The organism is Photorhabdus aegyptia, assembly GCF_000612035.1.
In the GTDB taxonomy this organism is placed as follows: domain Bacteria; phylum Pseudomonadota; class Gammaproteobacteria; order Enterobacterales; family Enterobacteriaceae; genus Photorhabdus; species Photorhabdus akhurstii.
Genome location: NZ_JFGV01000004.1, coordinates 23,943 through 48,247 on the forward strand (window position 1 = coordinate 23,943; position 24,305 = coordinate 48,247).

The window sequence follows — 24,305 nt, forward strand, 5'->3', positions numbered from 1 at the left end:
CTCCGTTTTCTGTCCTCTGTCTTCATTTGACATTCTCAAAGATACAAACTGCACCAGCTTCAGGCGCAGAACCAACCTTGGTTAAAACCGCACCAACCGCCAAACTCGTCCCTAACTTATTCAAACTGACAGCCTTACCAAAACCATTTACATTATCTAAATTGCCTGAAGGGTCCAAAATCTCGATAGGTGTTTCCATATTCCATTTACCATTCAGATAGGTATACACATACACCCGGGAAGCCGCCCCCACTGCCAGACGGTCTCCCGCATCATTCAGTTTGATAGCGCAGCCAAAATACGTTACGCCACTTGCAGGAGCCGAAAATTTAATGGGATTTTGTGTATCCCAGATCCCATTCGTGCGCGTATACAGATAAACCTTCCCATTAATAATGGGTGAATCATCATCCGCCCCCACCGCCAAACGATCTCCCTCTGCATTCAGGCTAAAAACCTTGCCAAAACCGGGTGAGCTATCTCCAGGGGGATGGAACCTAATGTAGCTTTCACCCCAAGTCCCATTCGTGCGTGTATACACATAAACCGTGCTTCGTGCGGGATGATAAGAATAGTTTCCATACACTGCCAGGCAGTTTCCCGAGGCACTCAGACAAATCGTGGTAACCCCGTTACCAACATCCGTAAAACGAAGCTGAATGGGGTTTTCTTTGTCCCAAATCCCATTTGTGCGTGTATACACATAGAACGTATAGTCCCCCATTACCACCAGACAGTTTCCTGCTGCACTCAAGCTGACACTCACACCATAGTTTCCATAAGAACGCGCGATCGGAAACACAATGGGATTTTTTGTATCCCAGATACCATTCGTGCGCGTATACACACAAACCTCCACTTTTTGATTACCAGTTTCATCTGAGTATCCCACTGCCAGGTTATCTCCCTCCGCATCCAGACTGACATTCCATGAAGCACTGCGATATTTATCACCATAAGCCTCAAACACAATGGGCGTGCTTGTATTCCACCACTCATCCTTCCGGCACATATACAAATAGAGTACTTTCCCCATCCCAACCACTAAGCAATCTCCCGCCGCGTTCAAGCTAACAGAAGTGCCAAAGCGTTCATTCTCTTTAGGGGAAGGAGCAACAATACGCGTCATCTTGGTGTTGGTACTGCGTTTCAAACCCAACAACTGTGCGATCTCCATCCGCTCCCGCCGCGATAAACTGAAAAAATCGGCAAACTGAACTTGCCGATCGGCATCCAATTTCAGACGCCTTCCTCCATCAAAAGAAAACCCACCGTCTGGCTTTAGTGACAACGCCAAAGCCCTCTGTTCAAGGTTTAACCCGCCAGAATGGTGAGTGTTGAGGGCCAGTTTTCCTTTGTCATCTCGTTTCAGCCCTGCGGTCGGGCCATCACCCTTATCACCATCAATGATTTCATATGCCTTATATGCCTCATCAATCAAGAGGGAAAATGCTTCAGGCGTGGGCGGAACACCGGACTTAAAACTCGCTTTCAATGAGTCAACAGAACTAATTTCTTTATCAGTCATAATATTTCCTCAAAAGCCGTATTAGACAGTCACCGTCATCTGTTTTCTGTTCCCTGTTTTCTGCCTTTTGTCTCAGCATTCAATAACAACCCGGCAATTTGTTTCCGTGTCTCCTCAGGAAGCAATTTAAAAGCTTGTGCTGAAACCGCTACAGTACCATCCACCGACAACGCCCCAGATTTATCCAACATCAATCCCCCATTGGGCTGTAGCCTTAACGCAAGCCCTCCCGGTTCCACCGCGATGCCATCTCCAGTCTTAACCGCCAAACGGTTATCGATAATCTGCAATCCGACCCCCGGATGATAAGCTTGATCACCATCCTGCCAACCAAAAAGCTGTCGCCACAATGTGGCCCAATCAATCAGTGAATAAAATGCCGCCTCAGTCGGGATCTTGCCAGGGGCGAAGTGGGTACTAAGCTGGCTGACCGTTTCATCTGTTATCTCTTTCGCCATCGTCTTTTCCTCATTTAGCTAGTCGTAAAGGTAAACTTTCCCTTCTCCACTTTTCCAGCCACTGGCGCCAATCGCCAACGTATTGCCGTCACCGCTAAGACAAACACCGGCGCCAAATTTATGGTTTGATTCCCCATCCAGCTCCAGTAACCTGCCCTGCATAATCCATTGTTCATCCTGATAGCTAAACCACCATACCGCACCGGTTTGCACACCTGTGTCATTTTTACCAACAGGTGTTGACACCACCAGTATCTGGCCGTCACTACTCAAAGACAGCTCGCTGCCAAACCTTTCTCCGGCTGTCACCGCTTCTCTCAGTATCCCTATAACTTGCCATCCATTACGATGACGCTGGTACAAATAAACCGCACCAATATTGCCCTTCTCTCCCGGACACCCCACCGCCAAAATGTCGCCGCTATCGCTCAGGCTGAGACTGGTGCCAAAATCGTCATTGCTGATGGTTAAAGGCGAAGTCAGCGAATTGAGTGGCAGTTGCGGCTGCCAGTATTCCCCATGACGATGAAATATCGTCACTTCACCATTACCATTACGCCCCGTTGCCGCCACTGCCAAGGTTGAACCATCCGCACTCAAGCTTAGTTTGCCGCCAAACATATCGCCCTGTGCCGGAGAAGCTAAGGTCAGACGCTCACCAAGCTGTGACCATTTCTTCCCGTCATACTGATAAAGATACACTGCGCCGCAGTTAGCCAATAAACCCGATCTCCAGCCATAAGAGCCTACCGCTAATAGTGTGCCATCCGCGCTCAAGCTCACAGCGCAACCGAAATGCTGCTGAACGTTCGCCTCACTAAGCCAAAGTTTGGCCGATTTTTCCCACGCGCCATTTGCCAATCTGTGATAAACGAACACTGAGCCATGCCCGCCATCACTGTTTCGGTTATCAATACCCACCGCGAGAACATTACCATTTCGATTCAGACTTAGCGCTCTGCCGCCATAACCACTGACGTAATCAGCGAATTGCTGCCGCCAACCGTTATCGGTATAAGAAAATAGATATACAGGTTCCTTAGCCTCTGCCCCACTAAGCGCGATAGTTTTCCCATCGCCGCTGACACTGACAACAGCGCCAAGGTTTTTATTGTTACCATTAGTCGGCAAATCAAACGCGGGCAATTGCACCTTACTGGCTGCCATCTCCTCAGCATGAATCAGCCAACGGTAAAGTTCTCGTTGTTGTTCCTCTGTAAAACTCTCAAACAATTCCAGCGACAATTTAAAGTCAGGGCGTAACCCCAATTCGCTATTAATAAACTGTAAGCCGCTGTCCTTATCAATATTGACCGCAATTTCACGGTCTTCCCCGATATGCATCCCTTCTCCGGGATTCACTAAGAGTAAATTCACCTCATCCAGATCTCGGTTTAATCCTGCCCCTGGATTATTATCGACCTGACTAGGGTCCAGCCCGGCCAAACGCCGACCTTCCGCCGCTATTTGCACCAATTGAGTATAATTTTCACTTTTCGGCAAAGAATATAATTTAAACCAGGACTTAACTTCTTCTTTATCCAACAAATTATTTTCGCTGGATGTAGATATCTTATTGTGAGCCATTGATACCTCCAATGCAGAATGACAGATAAATTAACGTTGCCACACCTCGTTCTATTCTTTTACTTTCGAGATAAACAATATTCTGCCTTTATCCCCCACTTGACGTTTCTCTTCATTCTAACTGGCCGCTTTACCGATAAACTTTGCCGAATCGTCTGGCATAGCGATATATTTACCCCCCGAACCGGGCATTCCTTCTCTTGGTACAAACAGTACTTCTGCGGCTTTTAGCTGTTCGTAGTCTTTCTTACTCCAGAAAAGCTCTTTATCGGCAAACTTCGCCAAATCATCGGGCGTGGCAACATGTTTAATCCCCACACCGCGTATTTTTTCTGCTGGTATAAACAACACCCTCACAGCTTCCATCTGTTTGTAGGTTTTCTCATTCCAGTAACCTTCTTCATCGACAAACTTCGCCAAATTATCGGGTGTAGCGACATGTTTAACGCCCAGACCAGGTGGAGTTTCTCCCGCGGGTGTAAACAACACTTCCGCAGTTTTCATCTGTTCATAGGTTTTTTCATTCCAGAAGAGTGATTGATCGGCAAACTTCGCCAAATCACTGGGTGTGGCAACATGTATCACGACAATATCTTCTTGATATAGCGGCGGTTCAGTGGACATAATGTTTCCCCCATTAATAAAATCAAACCTTGGCTATTTATAACTGAAACTGCCCTCGGCAGACTCGCTTCCGATAACACTTATTTAATATTTAACTTGCCTACGTTTTTCGTTTTTCGTTTTTCGTACGAGAAAATCATCTATATTTAAGCATTATAGAAAAGTGAATTTTTGCCAGCTATTTAATAAGATTTTAATTTCTTTTTTTTAAAAATATCACATAAAAAGATATCGTTTAAACAATATTACACTGGTATCGCAACAACTATTAATTTAATTAGATTTAAACTAATCAACCAAAGGTTTTATTAGAGCAAACATAATAATCAATGACACTTATAAATGTTACATATTTATGCCGGACTATTTCATTGCTACATAATAAAAACATTTTACGAATTAAACCAAATACAATAATTAAAACTGATTTTTTAATATAAATTTAAATCCATTTAAATGGAGAAATTTATAGATAATTATAAAAATTAAAAATATAGAAACTTAAAACTAATAAAATATAAAAATAGAACTAACCCTCCAGATTTATATATTTGACAATAGGATTGGTAATATGGAGCATGAGAGTTACCTGGCGTTTTATTTAAGATTTCAAACCCATACCAAAACCGGTAACTCTCAATTTTTCAAGGTGCTGTATCAGCTCAAGTTGCGCTTAATACATACTAAATTAATTTAATCGATTATTTTCCAAATATCTTGGTTTTAGCTGGTATTCCATCTGAAAATTTTGTACCACTCCAGTCTATCTGATTAGGCGGTATGCCGAACTTTTTCCATGTCAAATTAACGGGTACTCCAAGTATACATGCAGCAATAAATCGATGCTGACCATCCATGATATGGGTAAGCCCCGTCCGGCTATTGTGCCAGACAACGATTGATATTGGATTTCCATTTGTGTTGAAGCTTGCTATTTTTTCGTCAACAACTTTTTGAAAAACTTCTGCTTGAGCGGGTAGTGGTGCGAAATTCCCAATATCCCTTCGTCCTACAGGGCTGCCTTTTAATATTGATGTGTCATATGTCCCCTCATTTCCTTTTAGTTGAGGTCCGTTTGCTGTTTTTCTTAATGTTACGGGATTTAACATATTTTTATACATATTTAACTCTCATCCTTTTGAATTGTTTAGGGCATCCGATATTACTGAATTTTCCTTTTTCGTCACCCAATTTTGTGTATTATTTTTTATCTTTCCTTTATCATTCTTTTATTCAACATTCGACTATTTGGCCCGTTATTTATTATTCTCGCTCCGTATGATTTGATCTGTTTTTGAGCTATTCAGAAATTTTTTTAATATCAGCCAGAATATAAAATCATCACTTGGATTCACATAATAAGTGCAACATCGTTAATCCGGAAGTAAACATGTTCGTATTCCTTTAAACAAGTAAAATCGCCTGGAACAGCTTCCTACTCTATTTTATCAGCCGATGCTTTTTCAGCTGCTACTCCTGTTCCAGCAATTAAAGATAAAAACAATCCTGCAAGAACACTCACTTTTTTATTTATCATAACAACCCCTTATTCATATTAATTAACTTTGCCAAACTTCTGCTAGATATTACCTATGCAATATCCGTTCAGCCATATTAAAATAAGGAAAATACTGATAACTTAACTCAATCAGAAGGAGACCATAAAAATCAATTAATAATGATTAGAAAAGTGATAATTATCACAATGAGATTTTAGTTAATTATTTTATTAAGCCTATTTATCCACTTCTAATTTTGCCTCTGTCATAATTAAGCTAATATTAAACTAGGGGAACCCGGCATTGATATTATTAATTTTTATGAATAAAAATAACTATTAATATCGAAAGATGATGATAGCAGGCCATTTGGGAATAAAATGGCCTGCTATTCTATTGATACCGCTATCCATTACCACCAATGGTCGCTGTCATACGAATTTGACGGTTATCGCTGATTTCAAGATTAGATAAAACCACTAATTGAGGCAAAGTTCTACGCAAGAAACGTGATAACAGCGGGCGTAATGTATGATTGACCAACAGTACCGGAGGCGCACCCAACATTTCCTGGCGTTGCAGTGCTTCCGTCGCCTGCCGTTGTAAGTTATCCGCCAATCCGGGCTCCAGACCTCCGCCATTTTGCAATGCCTGAATTAACAAACGCTCAAGACCCGCATCCAATCCGATTACCTGAATTTCCTGTGCGCTGGGGAACCACTGTTGAGCAATTGCCCGGCCAAGCGCGATTCTAACCAAAGATGTCAATTCATAAGGATCAGTTTGTCCAGGCGCATGTTCAGCCAAAGTTTCAATAATCGTCCGCATATCCCGGATGGGTACTTGTTCGGACAACAGATTTTGCAGCACTTTATGCAAGGTTGTCAGATTAACAACATCAGGAATAAAGTCTTCCGTCAGTTTCGGCATCTCCTGACTGACTCGCTCAAACAGTTGTTGCGCTTCCTGACGACCAAATAACTCATTCGCATATTGCGTCAACAGGTGATTCATATGGGTCGCAACCACCGTACTGGCGGCAACCACCGTGTATCCCTGAACCTGAGCTTGTTCTCTGAGGCTGTCATCAATCCAAACCGCAGACAGACCAAAAGCGGGATCTTTTGTGATATCACCTTGCAATTCCCCTACGGCGCCACCGGGATTAATCGCCAGCCAACGTCCCGGATGCGCTTCACCGCGACCAATTTCTACCCCTTTCATCAGAATACGGTAGCCCGCCGGAGCCAGTTCAAGGTTGTCTCGGATATGAACAACCGGCGGTAAGTATCCCATCTCTTGGGCAAATTTCTTACGAATGCCGCTGATTCGCCCCAATAACTCACCATTCTGCCGAAAATCAACCATCGGGATCAGGCGATATCCCACTTCCATACCCAAAGGATCTTCAAGCTGAACATCAGACCATGAAGCCTCCGATGCCTGTTGTTGCTCTTCTATTTTCGGTTTTTCTGTGTTTATTACCGGCGCATCAGCGCGACGATATAGATACCAGCCAAGACCTGCCAACGCCACAGTAAATAACAGGAAAACAAAGTTCGGCATTCCCGGCACCATACCCAATAATCCGAGAACACCCGCACTCAACATCATTACTCTGGGATTGTTGAACAGTTGAGTCACCATCTGCTGACCAACATCCTGATCCGTTGCTACACGGGTAACAATCACACCGGCCGCAGTAGAAATAATCAGCGCAGGCAACTGTGCAACCAGACCATCACCAATGGTTAACAGGGTATAAGTCTCTCCCGCATCCCCCAGACTCATACCGTGTTGTGCCACACCGACAATTAAGCCGCCGACGACGTTGATAACTAAAATCATTAATCCGGCAATCGCGTCGCCGCGCACAAACTTACTGGCGCCATCCATCGAACCATAAAAATCCGATTCTTGGGTCACTTCCGCCCGGCGTTTCTTCGCTTCGTCTTCACCAATTAATCCGGCATTCAAATCGGCATCAATTGCCATCTGTTTACCTGGCATGCCATCCAACACAAAACGGGCGCCCACTTCGGCAATCCGCCCTGCACCTTTAGTAATGACCATAAAGTTAATCAATACCAAGATGATAAATACCACAATACCGATAGCGAAGTTGCCACCAACCAGAAAATGACCAAATGCCTCTACAACGTGCCCCGCTGCCGCAGAACCCGTATGCCCTTCCAATAAAATGATACGGGTTGAAGCTACGTTAAGAGATAAGCGCAATAACGTGGAGAACAGCAAAATGGTCGGAAATGCGGCAAAATCCAGCGTACGCCGGGTAAACATCGCCACCAGCAACACCATGATTGATAACGCTATGTTAAATGTAAACAGCAAATCAAGCATGAATGGCGGCAATGGCAATACCATCATCGACAAAATCAAGAGGATCAATACCGGTCCAGCAAGCATTTGCCATTGCGAACCTTTCATATTGCCCGGTAAACGAAGTATAGAGGCCAGATTAGCCATGACGATTATTTTCTCCAGCAAAATCCAGTGCTGGCGGCACTGGCAGATTTTCAGGTTTCTTCGGCTTCAAGCCGCCTTCCCGTTTCCAACGTTTCAATTGATAAACCCAGGCAATGACTTCCGCGACTGCTGCATAAAGTGTCGCGGGAATATGCCCGCCGACTTCACTATGGCGATAAAGCGCTCTGGCAAGCGGCGGCGCCTCAAGTAATGGAATGCGGTTTTCTGTACCGATTTCCTTAATACGTAAAGCAATTAACCCCGCCCCTTTCGCCAATACTTTTGGCGCACTCATCGCTTTTTCGTCATATTTCAACGCAACAGCATAGTGAGTTGGGTTGGTGATAATCACATCCGCTTTCGGTACATCCGCCATCATTCGCTGACGGGCAGCCGCCCGCTGTTGCTGACGGATACGCGCTTTAACATGTGGGTCCCCCTCTTGTTCTTTAAACTCATCCTTTATTTCCTGCCGGGTCATTCTTAGTTTTTTCAAATGGCTGTATATCTGATAAACAACATCGAAAGCCACCATCGGTATCAACATGAAAACCACCACATAACCGGCGAATATCAGCATTTGCATAGCGTCATCCAGCGCCAACAATGGCGGTTGAGCTATAAGCCGTAACATGGCAGGCCAGTTCATCCAAAGGAACAAAGCAGCACCAATACCGACAAATCCCGCTTTAAGCAGTGCTTTGAATAATTCCGCCAACGCATTCATTGAAAAAATACGTTTCAAGCCAGAAATGGGATTCAATTTTTTCGGATCAAATTTGATGGATTTAGTACTGAACACTAACCCACCCAACAGCGCCGGGGCACTTAATGCAACTAACACTAATCCAGCAAAAACTGGCAGCAGAGCCAAAACAGCCTGTTGCAGCAACCTGCCAATCTGTTGCACCATCTGCTTATCATTGCTGACCATACTGTGATCAAAGCTAAACCCTTCAAATACCATCAACGACAATTCATGCGTCATTGACTGACCACTCATCCAGAGCAAACTTAAACCACTGGTCAACATCAAGATAGAACTCAGCTCTCTGGAGCGGACTATCTGCCCCTCTTTTCGGGCTTTTTCCCGCTTATGAGGCGTGGGTTCTTCTGTTTTCTCAAGATCGCTATCTTCAGCCACGGCTTTCCTTGTCAGATTTTCAAACGCTATCGATCAGAAAATATGGAATCAAATGGCGGTTAGCATGACAAAAGAGAAAAAATCCGATGGCTGGAACAATGAGAAATTTGACCGGGTATTTGCGGGATAGAGCTAGCCGCAAAAAATTCGATTTTATTTTCATTAATTTCTGAACTTTTCTATATCTCTTTAACTCAAATATATTGCATTACCGATCAATTATTACCTTTTAAGTTGTAACGATACGGTAATTATTTTAGTTAAACAAAAGATTAATGTGGTTAGTCAAAGGGGAAGTGAAGCAGATGGCAATAGGGTATTACCTGCTCGTTGGTGACAAAACCACCTGTGGCGGACAGATTATTACGGGTGATCACACCATGACATTTAACGGGCGAGCAACTGCGCGTGAAGGGGATAAAGTTACCTGTGGTAAACATCCCGGTACTTACACGATTGTCGGCGGCATATCCGACATGTTTGATATGGGGCAACGATTAGCTGGCACATTGGATAGTGTCAGCACCTGCCCTTGCCGGGCCCGGTTTATTAACTCAGTTATGGACAGCTACGAGAAGCAGGAACAGCCTCGTCAACAAGCGGTAACGCCTGCTTATATGGCGACGCAAAACTTCTCATCACCAATGAAGGAAGCAACAATAGTTCAGCCCAATCCTCCACCGGTGACACAAGCGCCGCCTCCACCGATCCCGGTATTTGCTAAATCTCGTCAACGGGGCAAAGGCTGTACCGACGCCGGTACGGAGACTGAACCGGCAGATAATTTCGGTAGAATGGGGATATATCAGGTTCTATCATCGCCCGCTCCTGTCACGGAATCAAAGCCTGAACAGCCTCCGCAAGGCAAGAAACACCCGCCAGAACCGGATAAGCCACAGGATAAAAAATTACCGTGGTATAAACGGTGGTTTAACGACAGCAAAGGTAAGGCCGAAGCCGCTGCAACTGTTGTAGCTGCAACGACCCGTAGCGCGGTAGCGGATGGCGAAGCGCTGGTGATGCGTTTCATTGGTGGTGGCGTTACCAGTGCCGGACGTTGGCTGGCGGCGCCGAATCCGTTGACAGTCGGGTTAATGGGGTTGTTTTATTCATCGGGGTTAAATGAAGGCGAAGAAGATTACTTAAACCAATATCATCTTAGTGAAATTGCCAGTCAGTATGGTAAAGCACCGACCCGTGTCCGTTTTCGCTGGATCAGAGATGAAAAAAGCGGCAGGATGACAGTTCAGGGGTATCACGTCAGCCCAGAAAGTGGTCTGGATAAAGTGCCGGTTCATATGATGAAACTGAATCCAGTCACCGGTAATTATGAGTTCTGGGAACCAGGAGAATACCGGCCGACGATTTTATGGACACCAAACGAGCAGGAATTCAAAGTTCCACCCCATACCGGGAATGAGGAACAGCCGTTTATTCCGTCGCAGATAACCGTATTGCCGATCCCGGATAAAGTCGGCAGCGATATTGAATCGTTGCCAATACCGGAAGAGAAGGATTTTCGGGATTATATTCTGGTCTTTCCCGCCGGTTCAGGAATGAAACCAGTTTATGTGATGTTTAATACTCCTCGGAACCAACCGGGAGTGGTAACTGGCCAAGGACAAAGAGTTGAAGGTAATTGGTTAAGTCTCGCAGGACAAGATATGGGGGCACCCATCCCTAGCCAGATAGCGGATAAGTTACGAGGGAGGAGATTTAATAACTTTGATGATTTCAGAAGGGCATTTTGGAAAGAGGTTGGTAATGATCCTGAGTTGTCTCAGCAATTTAATTCACATAATAAAGAGTTTTTAAAAAAGAGTTACTCTCCATATTCACCACAACAGGAACACATTGGAAATCGAGAAAAATATGAGATCCATCATGTTAAATTTATTAAAGACGGTGGTGAAGTCTATAATCTCGATAACCTTCGTGTAACAACACCAAAAAGGCATATCGAAATTCATTCAAGCAAAGGTGGAATAAAATGAAGTTAAATAAAAAGTTAGAAGATTATACAGAAGCTGAGTTTTTAGAATTTGCCAGAAAAGTATGCAATGCAGACTATGCGACGGAAGATGAAGCTAATGTTGCAGTTCAAGATTTTATCCGTTTATCAGAGCATCCAGATGGTACTGATATCCTTTTTTACCCATCGTCTGGTCAGGATGATTCTCCTGAAGGAATAGTGAAGCAAATCAAAGAATGGCGAGCCAAAAGCGGTAAACCTGGCTTTAAAAAATAGCAATTAAGTCAGTGATAAAAAGGATTTTTATAATCCTTTTTATCACGGTTAAGTAAGGTTAATACCTCACACAGCTATCATATTGGTATTGAATCGCTGACGATGCCGGAAGAGAAGGATTTTCGGGATTATATTCTGATACTCCCCATCCCGAATATGCCACCGGTGTATGTGTATTTGAGTAAGCCGCCGGTGAAATTGTTTGAGGTGGATTTTTGCGGGGAGACTGAGGAATGGAACACATGCAGATCATATGCCTTCAGATGCTGCGGTTCAGGCTTACTGGAAAAACCTTTATCCAGAACTGAAACCCAAGCAACTGGAAAGATTATCGAAAAATGTAGCAGCTATAATTATTCCTGCTGATGTCCATAGAAAACTCAGTGCGACCTATGATCTATCAGAGCGCGTTAAAGAAGTGACATTTCTACCCACCTCAGAAGTACGTTGGTGGTAGTCAAAAAGAGGAGATTTTCCTGAGAGCCAATTCATTAATCAACAGCTTAAAAGGTTAAATTGAAAATAAATTGGCTTAATTGAGAAAAGAGGTTATATACTCAAGATACTTCAAAGTGCATGTTTGAAAAACGATTATGTTGTTGAATTTAAATGTTTTTATGTCTGACGGCTCAAGCATCTTGAAGTTCATTCGGTATATAAATAATGGCGATAAATATTGAAGCATTGATTAATTGTTTGGATAAATCTTATCAGGAAATTTTTGATGAAGGGTTAATCCCTTATAAGACTAAGCCAACAGGATACCCAGGAGATCCTGATATCACTTTAGATATGATTAAAGAAGAGATGTATTTGGCTTTCAAGAGGGAAGGCAAGATTCTGTTTGCTATAGAACTTATTTTTCTTGATCAGAAAAAAACTCACTGATAGTTGGCATTTGTAATGACCTGAGAAACAATGATTCACCAATCATATAATACTATTTACCGTAGCACTAAGATTGGCACTACTCAACCATTTTGTCCCAAAGAGAACAACGTCACTGAATATTTCCTGCTTAGAAATGGATATGTTAGTAACGGCTTAACCAGAACTCAGGTTATTTAAATTAATTTCAATTCGAAAACTCATTACCACCATTCATTGAAATTATTTTCCAATTTAAATGTTAGGTTAAAGTAATTTCAATCGTTATTTCCACCTTTATTATTACAATAGCATATTATCTCTAATATATTTCTCCATTTTATTTCCAGTAAATCTAATGTTTCATAGGCTAGTACCTGATCCCCTTCATAAGATGCCCATATTATATTAATTGAAAAAATCTTATATCATCCTTTTATCACTCCAATGACTTATCCTGATTTGTAATTATCTTTATGAATATAATATCTGGCAGAATATCATGGCATTCTCGCAACTCACCAAGCACTAGCATATGCTTAATTCAATTTATCCCAAGTTAAACCTTTAATTCTTCTGGGGTTCCTTCTCTATATGGCACCAGCGTCGTCCTATCTTGCGAATCAACCGCACAATGATTATTACCGACAACCAGCATAACCAAATCGCTAGTTGCTTTAATCGCGTGATCTATTTGTCCATTCACAAAATAACAAACTCCAGGTTCTATTTTATGCTTTTCACCCGCATAAATAACATAACCCGTTCCTGAGAGGACAAATAAGATATGATGACCTAAGTGAGTATGATTCTGCATCCCTTCATCTTTGCTGAAACGAATTAGATCAGCACCAAAGCCATCAAACGAAACTAATCCCTCGCCCGTTCCCATGCTGTTTACCATTTTATGACTTCTAGCCATTGTATCGACAACGAGATGTTCACCGTTCCAGTGACAAAATCTATTTTTAATAAATTCCATATTACTTTCCTTTTATCTCTATAAATAAGATTTTATTTTAAAGTAACTATCATCTCTCTTTATTAATTGAAATAACACTATCTCTCTATCAAATAAATAATATTTCCCAGTAAAATTTCAATCATCACCAAATTATATCGATAAAGAAACTAACTGGTTATTAACAATATATCAAACAGAAATATGTAATTCCATAGTAGTATTTTACAAATATTCACTTTGTGATAACAATCACTGAAAAACGATTATTTTAAATATCTTTGTAGAAGATAACCTAAGTTTAAAATAATACCAACCAAAAGTTAGGTTAATTACATTATTAAGCCAGGACAATAATGAAACTAATTAAATTAACCTTAACTCTCACTAAAAATAACTATTTTAAAGATGTATAAACGCCATTTCTTTATTTTAGTACAGCAACTAAAATATTCATTATAAAAATACCCTTTAACTGCTTGAGCATCGTTTTAATTAAATTAAATACTAATTTCTTAGCCAAATCCGCCGAGGCTCCTCTTTCAATGCAAATCGGAACATAAGACAAACAAAACAAACCCCACAACCTCTTACGAGATTGTGGGGTTTCCACCATGCTCTTTGACTTTCCTGTTCCGCTTCACTCTCTACTGTTTTGCAACCACAGATTCATTGTGAGGCAACCAATAATGCCGATGTTCAAAAGCATATTTAGGCAATCGAATACGCAACGGTTTCTGCCCGGAAGGCCAGCAGGTACGCCAATCTATATCCTGACCTTGCAACCATAAGAATCGAGAATCATCCTCTGCCATATGCAGCTGATCTTCTTTGGTTGAAGCAGACGACGCAAAATCTCGTAGCTGCCTGAGTAGATCCTGCCGTGATGTTGCAACAAATAATGCCCGATAAGATAACGCTGCCCTGCCAAACTGTAATGTCCAGCTAACCGCTGGCAGCTCAATGTTTTCATCGTTCTCAATAAAATCCCCTAGCATAGCCACCATTTTTTGTAACGATGCCTGGCTATTAGCCGAGATGGGATAATAATACCCCTCCAAATTGGCTTTAATCTGTTGCGGCGCTTGCGTTGGCGCCTCCTCCAGAATGACGTGGGAATTGCTGCCACCCAATCCGAACGAGCTGAGTCCAGCGAAACGCTTTTGTCCTGCCCCCACCCGCCAAGGATTTTCCTCTGTAGCCAGTTGTAAGCGCGAATCCACACTATCAATTTCAGGATTCAAACGCTGAAACGCGGCACAAGGCACAATGGATTTATGCTGCAACATTAATAAAACTTTAACGATACCCGCTAACCCCGCAGCACCTTCTAAATGCCCAATGTTGGCTTTTACTGAGCCGATATAACAAGGTTGTCGCGTTTCTCTTGATTCATCGCGATTAAAGATCTCATTAAGCGCATTGAACTCTATGGGATCACCCAATGAGGTTCCTGTTCCATGTGCTTCAAGGTAACTGATTTGCTCCGCAGAGACGCCAGCCTGTTGCAAGCAATCCTTGACCAACGCAATTTGCTGTTCAGGATTAGGTGAAGTCAGTGAATTAGCACGCCCGCCATGATTGACCGCCGATGCCCGAACGTATCCATAAATAGGATCTCGATCCTCTAATGCCTGTTTTTGCGTTTTCAAGAACAGACACACGGCCCCTTCACCACGGACAAAACCATTAGCATCTGCGTCAAAAACCCTGCAACAACCATCTTTAGATAACATTCCCGCTCGGTAATAAGCAGCCATGTTGAATGTGTTGCTCAATAGGTTAACACTGCCAACGATCGCCTGTTGGCACTCCCCAGAACGCAATGAATTCACCGCGAGTGTCAGTGCTGTCAATCCACTTGAACACGCAGTATCAATTTGTAAACTCGGACCAATAAAGTTGTAATAAAATGACAATCTATTAGCCAGCAGGCAATTCAGTGTCCCTGGCGTTGCATAAGCATTTGCCATCGCCATATCAGCCGCAACCAGTTCACGATAATCATTACTGCATGAACCAATAAAAACACCCGTCTTTGATCCTGAATAGCCAAGCGGATTAGCACCACTATCTTCGATAGCTTGCCAGGTCAGCTCTAACAGCATTCTCTGTTGCGGGTCCATCATGGCCGCGACTCGCGGAGAAATACCAAAGAATGGCGCGTCAAAACCATCAATACTATCGAGCAACCCAGCTTTCAAGGCTTTTTTCGGCAACGGAATGACGTAAGGTTTTCCAGATGCAAACCGCTGCTCTGGAATCTCTTTTATTACACTGTGCCCAGCTCTTAAGATCTCCCACATTTGTTCCGGTGAATCTTCCGCCCCAGGAAGTCGGAAAGCCATGCCCACAATAGCAATAGGCATCTGTTTGGTATCACCCGCACTACTTACTGGGGGAGTAATGGAACTTAAATGTTCCAACAAGGCAGATTTAGCTATCCGTTGTTCATCCGGGCTAAGCGAATGATATATGTGGTGCAGATTATCCATGCTTTCCTCCTTCTATGAGGCGCTGTAACCTTAATGCGGCTTCGCCATCAAGACTACGCATCGCATTAATAAAGTCATCTAAGGAATGTTTATTCTCAGTCAGTTCAGTTTTGGCAGTGTCAAGATATTCAATCAATCGATGCGGTGAGCTATAACGCCAGAACAGCGTTGGCGATAATTTTCGACGAAAATGCCCTGACATCCGCTCTGCTAGTTTGACTGCCTTGAGCGAATCAATACCCAAATCAGCCCAAGTGCGCTGCATCATTGATTCAGTAAAATCTTCATCCCAATTCAGGAAATCCGCCAGCAGCGTACGTAACTGCCCAGCAACCGATTTAACCGGTTTAGCTTCTATCTGATGTGCAACTGATCGTGGCCCAGACAGAGCACGAACCTGAACAATAATCTCGGAAATAAACTCAGACGCCTCTACCCCATTGAGCAAATAGTGATTAAATGCCAGAACGAGGCTCATCTCTTTGTTGTGAGGCGCGCCAATGAACAATGTTGACTGAGATGGCGGCACAATAACCGGTACGGCAAAGGTCGCGCCATCGTTGCCGGTATAAGAGATCATCATAGGAACATCAATATCAACGGGCAGTTTTTCCGCATCTGGATCAAGTACACCATTCAGATGTTGCCTGAACTCAAAAAAGCTCATTGTCTGCGTGCTCGGTACTTTTAACGAGCTCAAATCGCCTTTTTCATCCAGAAAAGCAATCCCCAAGTTGATATCGGTATAAGTGTGATAACGCTCTTGATCAAGCGGCCTCGAACGCAACATCGGGAATTTTTTCAATGCCTGAGAAATCGCATAAGTGATGACCTGAAATGGCGTTATCCACTCCTGCTGACCAGAGGTCTCCGTTAAATGATGAATGGCGTTATCAACAAGCTCAATCGGTAATGGTTTAGCCGCCCAACAAGGCTGTACCGTAGCGCTATTTAACCGTATTGCACGATTAAGACGCTGTTGATCTCGTGACAGAAAGCCCACATTGCCATTTTCTGTAATGTCCTGTTTTGATGTCTTGGTTTCTTCTGACATCTTAGCTTCGCGGTGCTGTTGAAGGTAATCATCTATATGGCTTGGCAATAATGTGCCATATTTTTCCGCCAGTTGATTAAGAATGTGCGGCTCAATTTGGTGTTCTTGTGCGTATTGACGGGTTTTTGGCGGAATACGCGCAGGAGGAGCAGATACCTCAGGAACAGCCTCTACTTGCTCTACTTTTTCTACTTCCTCCACTCTCTCCACTTTCTCCGGCGGAGGCGTTAACTCTTCACTGACCGGGGAAGGCTCTGCCGCCTCACCGACGGCCCTGATGACTGCAATAGGCGCTCCAACAGGGATAATATCATTTTCCGCAGCCAACCATTTTTCCAAGATCCCTTCAACATCAGACTCAATGGTAAAGGCAGCCTTATCCGTCTCCATTTCATAAACAGGCTCATCACGCTTGACATGATCTCCCACCTGCTTAAGTAACTGGATGATGACGACTTCCGTGGTTCCTTCTCCCATCGGGGGAATAAACAACTGTGCCATAAGTTCTCCTTAGCTCATTACCGCATAGACGGAAGCTAAAATGTCATCCGTGCCGGGTAAAACAGCTTTCTCTAAACAAGGATTAAAAGGAATATGAATATCTTCACGCGTCACCAGGCGCGGAGGGGCCAGTAAAGAGAAGAAATTGTCATTCTCATCCAAAAGATCAGCAATAATAGATGCCCCAACACTGGCCGTCCGGGTATCCTCTTGCACAACGATAAGCCGCCCGGTTTTGCGCAAAGATTCCGCAATCCGTTGTTTATCCCAAGGTACCAGACTACGCAATTCAATCACTTCAATGTCAATATTGTCTTTTTCCGCTTGAAGAGCCGCCATCGTCGCCAGCTGAATAGTATTTCCCCAAGCAACCAGTGTAATATCCTTTCCTGCCCTGACGATATTTGCCTGCCCAAGCGACACAGGCGTCACCAACCGACGCTCATGGCGCTCTCTCATAAGGTGTTTAGGGATTAGGATCAGACTCGGCATGTCCAGACTTAACGCGGTACGGAACAATGCGACGGTATCAGCCGGTGTCGTTGGCACCATAACATTAATACCGGGAATATGCGCCAGGATACCGTCCGAGCTTTGGCTGTGCCATATACCGCCTCCTGGGAGATAAGCGCCATAAGGCGCATATATCACCACCGGACAGCGCCACTTCCCTACCGTTCTCCAACTTAAAGTGCCAAGTTGCGACTGTAACTGATTGAGACCTAACCCAACAAAGTCAATAAATTGCAGTTCGACAATCGGACGCCAACCACAGGCGGATAACCCAACAGATGAGCCAATAATCGTGGCTTCTGAAAGGGGAGCATTCATAACGCGATCAGGATAGCGAGTGGATAATCCACGGGTGAAACCAAAAACACCCCCTTTAGGGTCTTCAATATCCTCACCAAATATCAGCACTTTCGGATTCTGGCTCAACGCCTCGTCCAAAACCTGATTCACCGCTTTAAACTGCGTCTCTTCGGCTTCCATCTCAGCATGTACAACAGGAGCGCTTTCACGATTACACAAATAGGTACTGACACTTGCCGGATCAGGCTCTTCCTCGTGATAAACACGCTCAAATATTTCCGCGACATCAGCTTTAATGCGCTCTTTTTGTTCAGCCAGCGCTTGCTCAGTAATCGCCCCCTTTTCCTTCAAATAGGCGACATAATTTTCAATAGGGTCCTGTAGTGTTTCCAGTTCATCTTGGGTACGGTACAGTTTGTGAGAATCTGAGTTGGAATGAGAATCCAACCGATCCATACGACAAACCAATATGCAGGGAGTCCGCTCAAAGCGCGCCTTATTGAATACCTCTTGTGCTACAGGAAACAAAGTCTCCGGCTTGCGGGCATCAACACGGCGAATCCAACACTCGTTAAATATTCCCAATCGATACGGAGCCATCTTCTCCGTTGAGGTACTAATACCCAATTTATTATCGGAAACCACAAAAACGACTGGCAAACGCCTTTCAACCGCAAAGCTGACCGCTTCATAAAATTCTCCCTGCCGGGTCGCCGCATCGCCGACACCACACACGACAAGCCCATTTTTATTGTCCAACGCGCTTGCCCAAGCAGCGCCAGCCGCAGGAATACATTGGGTTCCCGTCAGGCTGACTACCGAGAAGATATTATGCTCTTTGGAACAAAAATGATTCGACATGGTGCGGCCGGCTGAGTGAGAAGTGGCCTTGCCCATCAGTTCCCTTGTCATTTCAGTAATAGACATACCACGCGCTAATACTAATGCCCGATCACGATAGTAAGGAACCAGCACATCATTCTTTTCCATAAGCTGCGGCAGTACTGCCAGCCCTTCATGTCCAGCAGCCGATACATGGAACCAAGCTCGGCCTTGTCGTGTGACTATCGCACTACGATTATCAAATTCCCGTGACAGCAGCATGTCATAAAGTAACTTTTGTTCATCCAGACAGTTATCCATTGAAGGGCTGTGTTCCTTAAGAGGTACTTCATTGATCTGTACGTCTATCACTCTCTTTTTCCTCACAAATAGTTAACGTGGTAGTTGTCGTTATTGCGCTTAATGCTTGATAAAAAAGCGAACACGGGGTAGTCCCGTTCATGATTACTTGAGAGACTATAGATCCCGATAAAAGAAGCGAACGTAGGGTTATTGCCTACACGAATTGCAAAAGATAGAGGTATACGGTCACAATTTTTAATTACGTTTATACCCGTCATCTTTCAAGTTGCCTCTTTGTTGGCTGCACTCGCTCACCCCGGTCACATAGTTTGCTATGCTCCCGGGGATTCGCTCCCTTGCCGTCGCGACGCATCTTGAAATCCATAGGGTATATACCCGTCATCTTTCAAGTTGCCTCTTTGTTGGCTGCATTCACTCACCCCGGTCACATAGTTTGCTATGCTCCCGGGGATTCGCTCCCTTGCAGTCGCGATGCATCTTGAAATCCATAGGGTATATACACCTAACATGGGGGGAAAAATTATCTCCATAACCATAAATGGTTCCGGCTGTCATGGTATTCCCTAAATTTTTAGCATTGTCCTGAACATAATGTGACACCATTTAAAAAACTCCAACCGATGAACAACAGCCATTCGTTAAGAGCAGGGCCAACAAACATCGGCATTTCCATGATTACAATACAGTTAATACAATACAACTAATACAATACAACTAATACAATTAAAAAACAGGCTCTTACCAGTTCTTTAAAACCCTGTCTTTAAATCCTGCAATGATAAGACATAGGAATAATTCATTACTTTGCTAAATTATTTTAGTGATCAGATTTTTTCGACAAGCTCTTCATTAGGTATTTTTATGTTTAACCAAGACATAGCCTCAATAATAACACGTATTATATCAATCGAACTTGAGACTTTATGTTCACATTAGAATTCATTATGTTTTGTGATGAATATCAATAATGACCTCCTCATATCAAACAATAGATAAAGCTGAATTGACGAAATCATCCAGCATCAATCCTGATATTTTATTAAAATTTAGCTTATTATCTCCTATGTTTTATCATAAAAAAAATTGTAGTAATGCGGGAATGATCACAAAAAGGGCACCAAAAAATTTAACTATATGATTATTATGAATTTATCATCCCAAACAGCGCTGATATTATAATGCAATTAGTAGGATATCAACATATAAAAATATATTTCATAACCCTTTGAATATATTATCAATCATTCAAATAATAAATTAAAAAAATGATAATAAAGAAATATCATTTTCACACTTTGTAAAATGATTAATTCATGCGATTATTTCCACTTCAAAAACTCTTTCTCATTTTTAAATAACAACGGCTTTGATAGTCCTCTTGTTTAACATAGATAAACAACTCCACCACTTTCACCATGCCAATCATTCCTGTCGATCTTGCAAGCTCAAACCAGAACACCCAGTGGTGAACATTCATCCCACCGTTACTTATCTTTCTACCGAATTTGCGTATTCGATCACAATAGCTTTATCCGGTAAGTAGACTTGATTGCGATCTGCCAACCAACTCAATTATCTTTTAATCTAGAAAACCAGCTTGATAATTTAACTACGATATAATAACCAATATCCCAAAAGGGTAGAGTACCATGAAAAATCTTCGCTATTTGATTGTCACACCAGGATTGATGTTTGCAACTTCTGCCCTTGCTTCACCTGCTAACAGCATCGAAGCACGTCTTGATGCACTCGAGCAGCGACTACAACAAGCAGAACAACGAGCCGCCCAAGCGGAAGCACGAGCTACAATCGCGGAGCAACGCGCACAGCGACTGGAACAGCACGCTATCGAGACCAAACAACAGGCTACTCAAGTAGCACAAAGTACCACTTCGCTGGAAAACAAAGCTTTATCAACCAGCAACTTGAAAATGAATGATTTTGGCGCTCTAAAATTGTACGGCGATGTGGAATTCAACCTCGACGGCGCCAGCCGAACCGGTCAGCTTACCTCACTTAAAACCAACGGTAATAAAGACTGGAAACCTGGCGACAAAGAACGTTGGAATGTTAATGGCCGCATTTTGGTCGGGCTGGACGGTTACCGCCGCGATCAAAACAACAATTTTGCCGGCTTTCGAGTGCAACCGTTGGCAGACATGACCGGCAAAATGAATCTCGACGACGCCGCTTTCTTCTTCGGCAATGAGAAAAACTGGCAGGTAAAAATCGGGCGTTTCGAAGCTTACGATATGTTCCCACTCAACCAAGACACTTTTATTCAGTATTCTGGTAATACCGCCAACGATTTGTATGCCGATGGTTTCGGCTATATCTACATGATGAAAGAAGGACGTGGCCGCAGTAACAGCGGCGGCAACTTGATGTTGAGCAAATATGTCGGCAATTGGTATTTCGAACTCAATACTTTACTTGAAGATGGCACTTCGCTATTCCGAGATAGCACCTACCACGGCAATACATTGGAAAATAAAAAAAATGTCGCCTATTTGCGCCCGGTAGCAGCCTGGAAAAAAGATCAATTTAGTGCAGCCGTAGCAATGGAAAGTAATATCGTCAATAACGCCTATGGCTACCAGAATAACCAAGGGCAATGGGTCGATCAATCCAGACGCAATGGTTACGGCCTGACACTCAGTTGGAACGGTCTGGAAACTAATCCTGATGATGGCATTGTCGCTAACCTGAATACCGCCTATCTGGATGCCTCAGATGAACACAATTTCACGACCGGAATTAATGTGATGTGGCATCGTTTCGAACTGGGTTATATCTATGCCCACAACAATATCGAAACGTTCAATACCGACAATATGACCGCGCGTATTAATCATCCATTCAGCGAACCGGGTAAATACGATATAAATACCATCCATATGTCATATCAGATTCCTAGTATTATGAATATGAAGAACTTTAATCTCTATCTTGGCGCCTATGTCTCCATGCTGGAGGCGAATGATAACAACAAAATTGCCAACAGTAATAATGACCGACGCTACGGCGCACGCGCAAGATTTAAATATTTATTCTAATTCGGGTCCTGTGGAAAAACCCACAGATCTGTAAACTTCTTTAAGGAAGAAAACCCGCTCTACGGACTTTCTTCAACTCATTGACAAAGTGCTGTTTTTTTTCCGGCACTTTGTCTTAATTAACCTCGGTTTCGTTTAAAAAATCATAAAAACCAGCCCATACTCGTTTTTCCTCGCTGCGCAACTCTCTCAAATACTCGATGACGGGGAATATAGAGGTTGTAACAAACGGTAATTTTGGTCGAATCAATAAAAGCGGTTGATAATATACTAGATTTAAAATCAATTAAATTTAATATTCTGATGCCTCTTTATATGTAAAATTTTTTTGCCAAATTAAAAATAAAAACCCAAGTTGACATTGTATACTTTGCGATCTATTTTCTAATTAAATTTTAGTGAAAATATTTTTATTGTTGAGCTGTTTATGTGATTGGCGGAAGCTACAGTGAAGGCGTTTTACCCACGAAAAAAGGGTTAAAATAATGATTTTTAATAATGGGTTAGAATTTGCGAGTCATGAAATGATCAATTAAGAATTTAGATAAAAAAATTGACTTTACTAATCCTTATGCGCTGCTAGCTAGGGATGATAAAGGAAAGATGAATGTCAAAGTATTGTCGGAGGATGCTATTGTTTCATCCGGCAAGAAAGACAATACTATTGAGGTCATTAATTCACTCAAAAAACAGTTATTATAATTAGTAGGTTTGTCTAATGGCCTATTTATTTAAAATTATCTCTCTCATTTATCTAGTAATATTCTTTACTATCTGATTTGTCAGAAATTGATTAATTGATTTTGTAGATCGAAAAAAAGCATGGCAATGTTGTTGCACTGAACTATGCGGAACTTCGATATTCTTATTTATAGGTGTTTTTTCAAGATCATAAAATATAACTAAATAATTTTTTGATGTAACTGATTCTCCCTAAGATATCGTAATTAATTCAATACGATGTCATTTTAGTTCACCCTAATAAAGAGATATTACAATGGGCTGGAATATATTTACTAATGCACCAGATAGTTACCATCTTACCGCCGCACATATCCGCAATAGCTTGCACCAACAAGGTTTTGCCACTTTCAATGCTGCCGATCTTGACCTTTCTGACAGTGAAAAAATTGATCTTATCTCTCTCTGTGAATTATCGAAGTCACTGCCGTTAGATCGATTTGGTGAAGGCGGTCGTCACCGCAGTTATTGTGAAGGAATATGGAGCTGGGAAACAGAAACTATTGATTGGAAAACAGGTTATCCGCAGCCTGATGGTAGCGTAGAGATTGATTATCATCAGGGAAGTGAATATCAGCCTGAATTTGGTGGTGTGGTACGCAAATTCCTGCGCATGTCTGACGAGATACTTAATAAAGGACTACTTAATAAACTCATTTGGCACGATCTGAGTCTAACCGGCATGGCAGAGCATTATTCCCATTTGCTATGTGGTGTACATCTGATCCGAATGCAGGCACTACCGGGTAAACCGGCAAAAATTACGCCTAACTGTTTCCATCGTGACGGTCAGCCGTTCACCGCTGTACATTTGATTGAACGTTACAATGTCGAAGGCGGTGCAACGCATATCGCGCCACCCTCTTATACCAATTGCCAACTTGAAGCAGTACCTGCTCATGAAATAACTCGCTTTCTCCTTAATGATCCTCTTGATAGCTACATCATTGATGATGCAGCGATTTGTCATTACATCAATCCCGTAATTTGCGATGAAAACGCCAGTGTTGGAGTCCGTACTATCATTCTGATTGATTTCACTCCACTCGAACAGAGTGACAGGCGTCCCCAGTAGCGCTTTTGCTATGAAAGCGGA

16 protein-coding genes and 2 pseudogenes are annotated in these 24,305 nt (G+C 42.8%); 6 read left to right on the plus strand and 12 right to left on the minus strand.

Translation table 11 applies throughout. From position 1 onward, the window contains the following. Positions 1 to 22 precede the first annotated feature (22 nt). From BA1DRAFT_RS02105 to flhB, 7 genes are all read right to left on the minus strand, one after another. Positions 23 to 1,528: an RICIN domain-containing protein gene (locus BA1DRAFT_RS02105; protein ID WP_082303615.1), complete on the minus strand. Its 1,506-nt coding sequence runs from the start codon at positions 1,526 to 1,528 to the stop codon at positions 23 to 25. 35 nt (positions 1,529 to 1,563) lie between these two features. After that, positions 1,564 to 1,986: a hypothetical protein gene (locus BA1DRAFT_RS02110; protein ID WP_036775748.1), complete on the minus strand. Its 423-nt coding sequence runs from the start codon at positions 1,984 to 1,986 to the stop codon at positions 1,564 to 1,566. An 18-nt stretch (positions 1,987 to 2,004) separates the two neighbouring features. Continuing rightward, positions 2,005 to 3,573 (minus strand): WD40 repeat domain-containing protein, encoded by a 1,569-nt coding sequence (locus BA1DRAFT_RS02115; protein ID WP_036775749.1) that lies wholly within the window; start codon positions 3,571 to 3,573, stop codon positions 2,005 to 2,007. Positions 3,574 to 3,690: 117 nt separating this feature from the next. Next, positions 3,691 to 4,197, minus strand: coding sequence for a hypothetical protein (locus BA1DRAFT_RS02120; RefSeq protein WP_036775751.1), 507 nt, complete (start codon positions 4,195 to 4,197; stop codon positions 3,691 to 3,693). A 701-nt stretch (positions 4,198 to 4,898) separates the two neighbouring features. Then, entirely contained in the window at positions 4,899 to 5,318 is a 420-nt protein-coding gene (locus BA1DRAFT_RS02125; RefSeq protein WP_036775752.1) for a hypothetical protein, read from the minus strand. 783 nt (positions 5,319 to 6,101) lie between these two features. After that, positions 6,102 to 8,183 (minus strand): flagellar biosynthesis protein FlhA, encoded by a 2,082-nt coding sequence (flhA, locus tag BA1DRAFT_RS02130; RefSeq protein ID WP_036775754.1) that lies wholly within the window; start codon positions 8,181 to 8,183, stop codon positions 6,102 to 6,104. Then, positions 8,176 to 9,327 (minus strand): flagellar biosynthesis protein FlhB, encoded by a 1,152-nt coding sequence (gene flhB / locus BA1DRAFT_RS02135; protein WP_036775755.1) that lies wholly within the window; start codon positions 9,325 to 9,327, stop codon positions 8,176 to 8,178. Before flhB ends, flhA begins: the two co-directional genes overlap by 8 nt. 305 nt (positions 9,328 to 9,632) lie before the next feature. Between flhB and BA1DRAFT_RS02140 the strand changes: the two genes are divergently transcribed. The 4 genes and pseudogenes from BA1DRAFT_RS02140 to BA1DRAFT_RS02155 all read left to right on the plus strand — a co-directional run. Further along, positions 9,633 to 11,321, plus strand: a complete 1,689-nt coding sequence (locus BA1DRAFT_RS02140) for an S-type pyocin domain-containing protein (RefSeq protein WP_036775756.1) — start codon at positions 9,633 to 9,635, stop codon at positions 11,319 to 11,321. Continuing rightward, positions 11,318 to 11,575 (plus strand): bacteriocin immunity protein, encoded by a 258-nt coding sequence (locus BA1DRAFT_RS02145; protein WP_011146157.1) that lies wholly within the window; start codon positions 11,318 to 11,320, stop codon positions 11,573 to 11,575. Before BA1DRAFT_RS02140 ends, BA1DRAFT_RS02145 begins: the two co-directional genes overlap by 4 nt. 253 nt (positions 11,576 to 11,828) lie before the next feature. After that, positions 11,829 to 12,032 (plus strand): hypothetical protein, encoded by a 204-nt coding sequence (locus BA1DRAFT_RS24485; protein ID WP_036775758.1) that lies wholly within the window; start codon positions 11,829 to 11,831, stop codon positions 12,030 to 12,032. 206 nt (positions 12,033 to 12,238) lie between these two features. Next, positions 12,239 to 12,454, plus strand: a pseudogene (locus BA1DRAFT_RS02155) (DUF6392 family protein); the annotation flags it as partial. Positions 12,455 to 13,001: 547 nt separating this feature from the next. On the opposite strand, the gene BA1DRAFT_RS02160 reads toward BA1DRAFT_RS02155, so the two are convergent. From BA1DRAFT_RS02160 to BA1DRAFT_RS02180, 4 genes are all read right to left on the minus strand, one after another. Beyond that, positions 13,002 to 13,424: a cupin domain-containing protein gene (locus BA1DRAFT_RS02160; protein ID WP_036775759.1), complete on the minus strand. Its 423-nt coding sequence runs from the start codon at positions 13,422 to 13,424 to the stop codon at positions 13,002 to 13,004. 626 nt (positions 13,425 to 14,050) lie between these two features. Further along, a complete protein-coding gene (locus tag BA1DRAFT_RS02170; RefSeq protein WP_036775761.1) occupies positions 14,051 to 15,898 on the minus strand; it encodes a type I polyketide synthase in 1,848 nt (615 codons plus the stop codon). After that, positions 15,891 to 17,453, minus strand: coding sequence for a biotin/lipoyl-containing protein (locus tag BA1DRAFT_RS02175; protein ID WP_036775762.1), 1,563 nt, complete (start codon positions 17,451 to 17,453; stop codon positions 15,891 to 15,893). The genes BA1DRAFT_RS02170 and BA1DRAFT_RS02175 overlap by 8 nt, the downstream gene beginning before the upstream one ends. 9 nt (positions 17,454 to 17,462) lie before the next feature. Beyond that, the gene (locus BA1DRAFT_RS02180) at positions 17,463 to 19,460 is read right to left on the minus strand and encodes a dehydrogenase E1 component subunit alpha/beta (RefSeq protein WP_051560623.1); all 1,998 of its coding nucleotides are present in this window, start codon (positions 19,458 to 19,460) and stop codon (positions 17,463 to 17,465) included. A 1,601-nt stretch (positions 19,461 to 21,061) separates the two neighbouring features. Between BA1DRAFT_RS02180 and BA1DRAFT_RS02190 the strand changes: the two genes are divergently transcribed. Next, positions 21,062 to 22,468: a carbohydrate porin gene (locus BA1DRAFT_RS02190; protein ID WP_036775765.1), complete on the plus strand. Its 1,407-nt coding sequence runs from the start codon at positions 21,062 to 21,064 to the stop codon at positions 22,466 to 22,468. A 149-nt stretch (positions 22,469 to 22,617) separates the two neighbouring features. Here the strand turns inward: BA1DRAFT_RS02190 and BA1DRAFT_RS21605 are convergent. After that, positions 22,618 to 22,728 (minus strand): annotated as a pseudogene (locus BA1DRAFT_RS21605) (transposase); the annotation flags it as partial. 737 nt (positions 22,729 to 23,465) lie between these two features. Between BA1DRAFT_RS21605 and BA1DRAFT_RS02195 the strand changes: the two are divergent. Continuing rightward, the gene (locus BA1DRAFT_RS02195) at positions 23,466 to 24,284 is read left to right on the plus strand and encodes a 2OG-Fe dioxygenase family protein (protein WP_036775767.1); all 819 of its coding nucleotides are present in this window, start codon (positions 23,466 to 23,468) and stop codon (positions 24,282 to 24,284) included. Positions 24,285 to 24,305: the final 21 nt, after the last annotated feature.

What these genes read in the sequence shown, in the direction of transcription:
- BA1DRAFT_RS02105 (WP_082303615.1), bottom strand. Translation starts at nt 1,528, where the DNA reads ATGACTGATAAAGAAATTAGTTCTGTTGACTCATTGAAAGCGAGTTTT.
- BA1DRAFT_RS02110 (WP_036775748.1), bottom strand. Translation starts at nt 1,986, where the DNA reads ATGGCGAAAGAGATAACAGATGAAACGGTCAGCCAGCTTAGTACCCAC.
- BA1DRAFT_RS02115 (WP_036775749.1), bottom strand. Translation starts at nt 3,573, where the DNA reads ATGGCTCACAATAAGATATCTACATCCAGCGAAAATAATTTGTTGGAT.
- BA1DRAFT_RS02120 (WP_036775751.1), bottom strand. Translation starts at nt 4,197, where the DNA reads ATGTCCACTGAACCGCCGCTATATCAAGAAGATATTGTCGTGATACAT.
- BA1DRAFT_RS02125 (WP_036775752.1), bottom strand. Translation starts at nt 5,318, where the DNA reads ATGTATAAAAATATGTTAAATCCCGTAACATTAAGAAAAACAGCAAAC.
- flhA (WP_036775754.1), bottom strand. Translation starts at nt 8,183, where the DNA reads ATGGCTAATCTGGCCTCTATACTTCGTTTACCGGGCAATATGAAAGGT.
- BA1DRAFT_RS02140 (WP_036775756.1), top strand. Translation starts at nt 9,633, where the DNA reads ATGGCAATAGGGTATTACCTGCTCGTTGGTGACAAAACCACCTGTGGC.
- BA1DRAFT_RS02145 (WP_011146157.1), top strand. Translation starts at nt 11,318, where the DNA reads ATGAAGTTAAATAAAAAGTTAGAAGATTATACAGAAGCTGAGTTTTTA.
- BA1DRAFT_RS24485 (WP_036775758.1), top strand. Translation starts at nt 11,829, where the DNA reads ATGCCTTCAGATGCTGCGGTTCAGGCTTACTGGAAAAACCTTTATCCA.
- BA1DRAFT_RS02160 (WP_036775759.1), bottom strand. Translation starts at nt 13,424, where the DNA reads ATGGAATTTATTAAAAATAGATTTTGTCACTGGAACGGTGAACATCTC.
- BA1DRAFT_RS02170 (WP_036775761.1), bottom strand. Translation starts at nt 15,898, where the DNA reads ATGGATAATCTGCACCACATATATCATTCGCTTAGCCCGGATGAACAA.
- BA1DRAFT_RS02175 (WP_036775762.1), bottom strand. Translation starts at nt 17,453, where the DNA reads ATGGCACAGTTGTTTATTCCCCCGATGGGAGAAGGAACCACGGAAGTC.
- BA1DRAFT_RS02190 (WP_036775765.1), top strand. Translation starts at nt 21,062, where the DNA reads ATGAAAAATCTTCGCTATTTGATTGTCACACCAGGATTGATGTTTGCA.
- BA1DRAFT_RS02195 (WP_036775767.1), top strand. Translation starts at nt 23,466, where the DNA reads ATGGGCTGGAATATATTTACTAATGCACCAGATAGTTACCATCTTACC.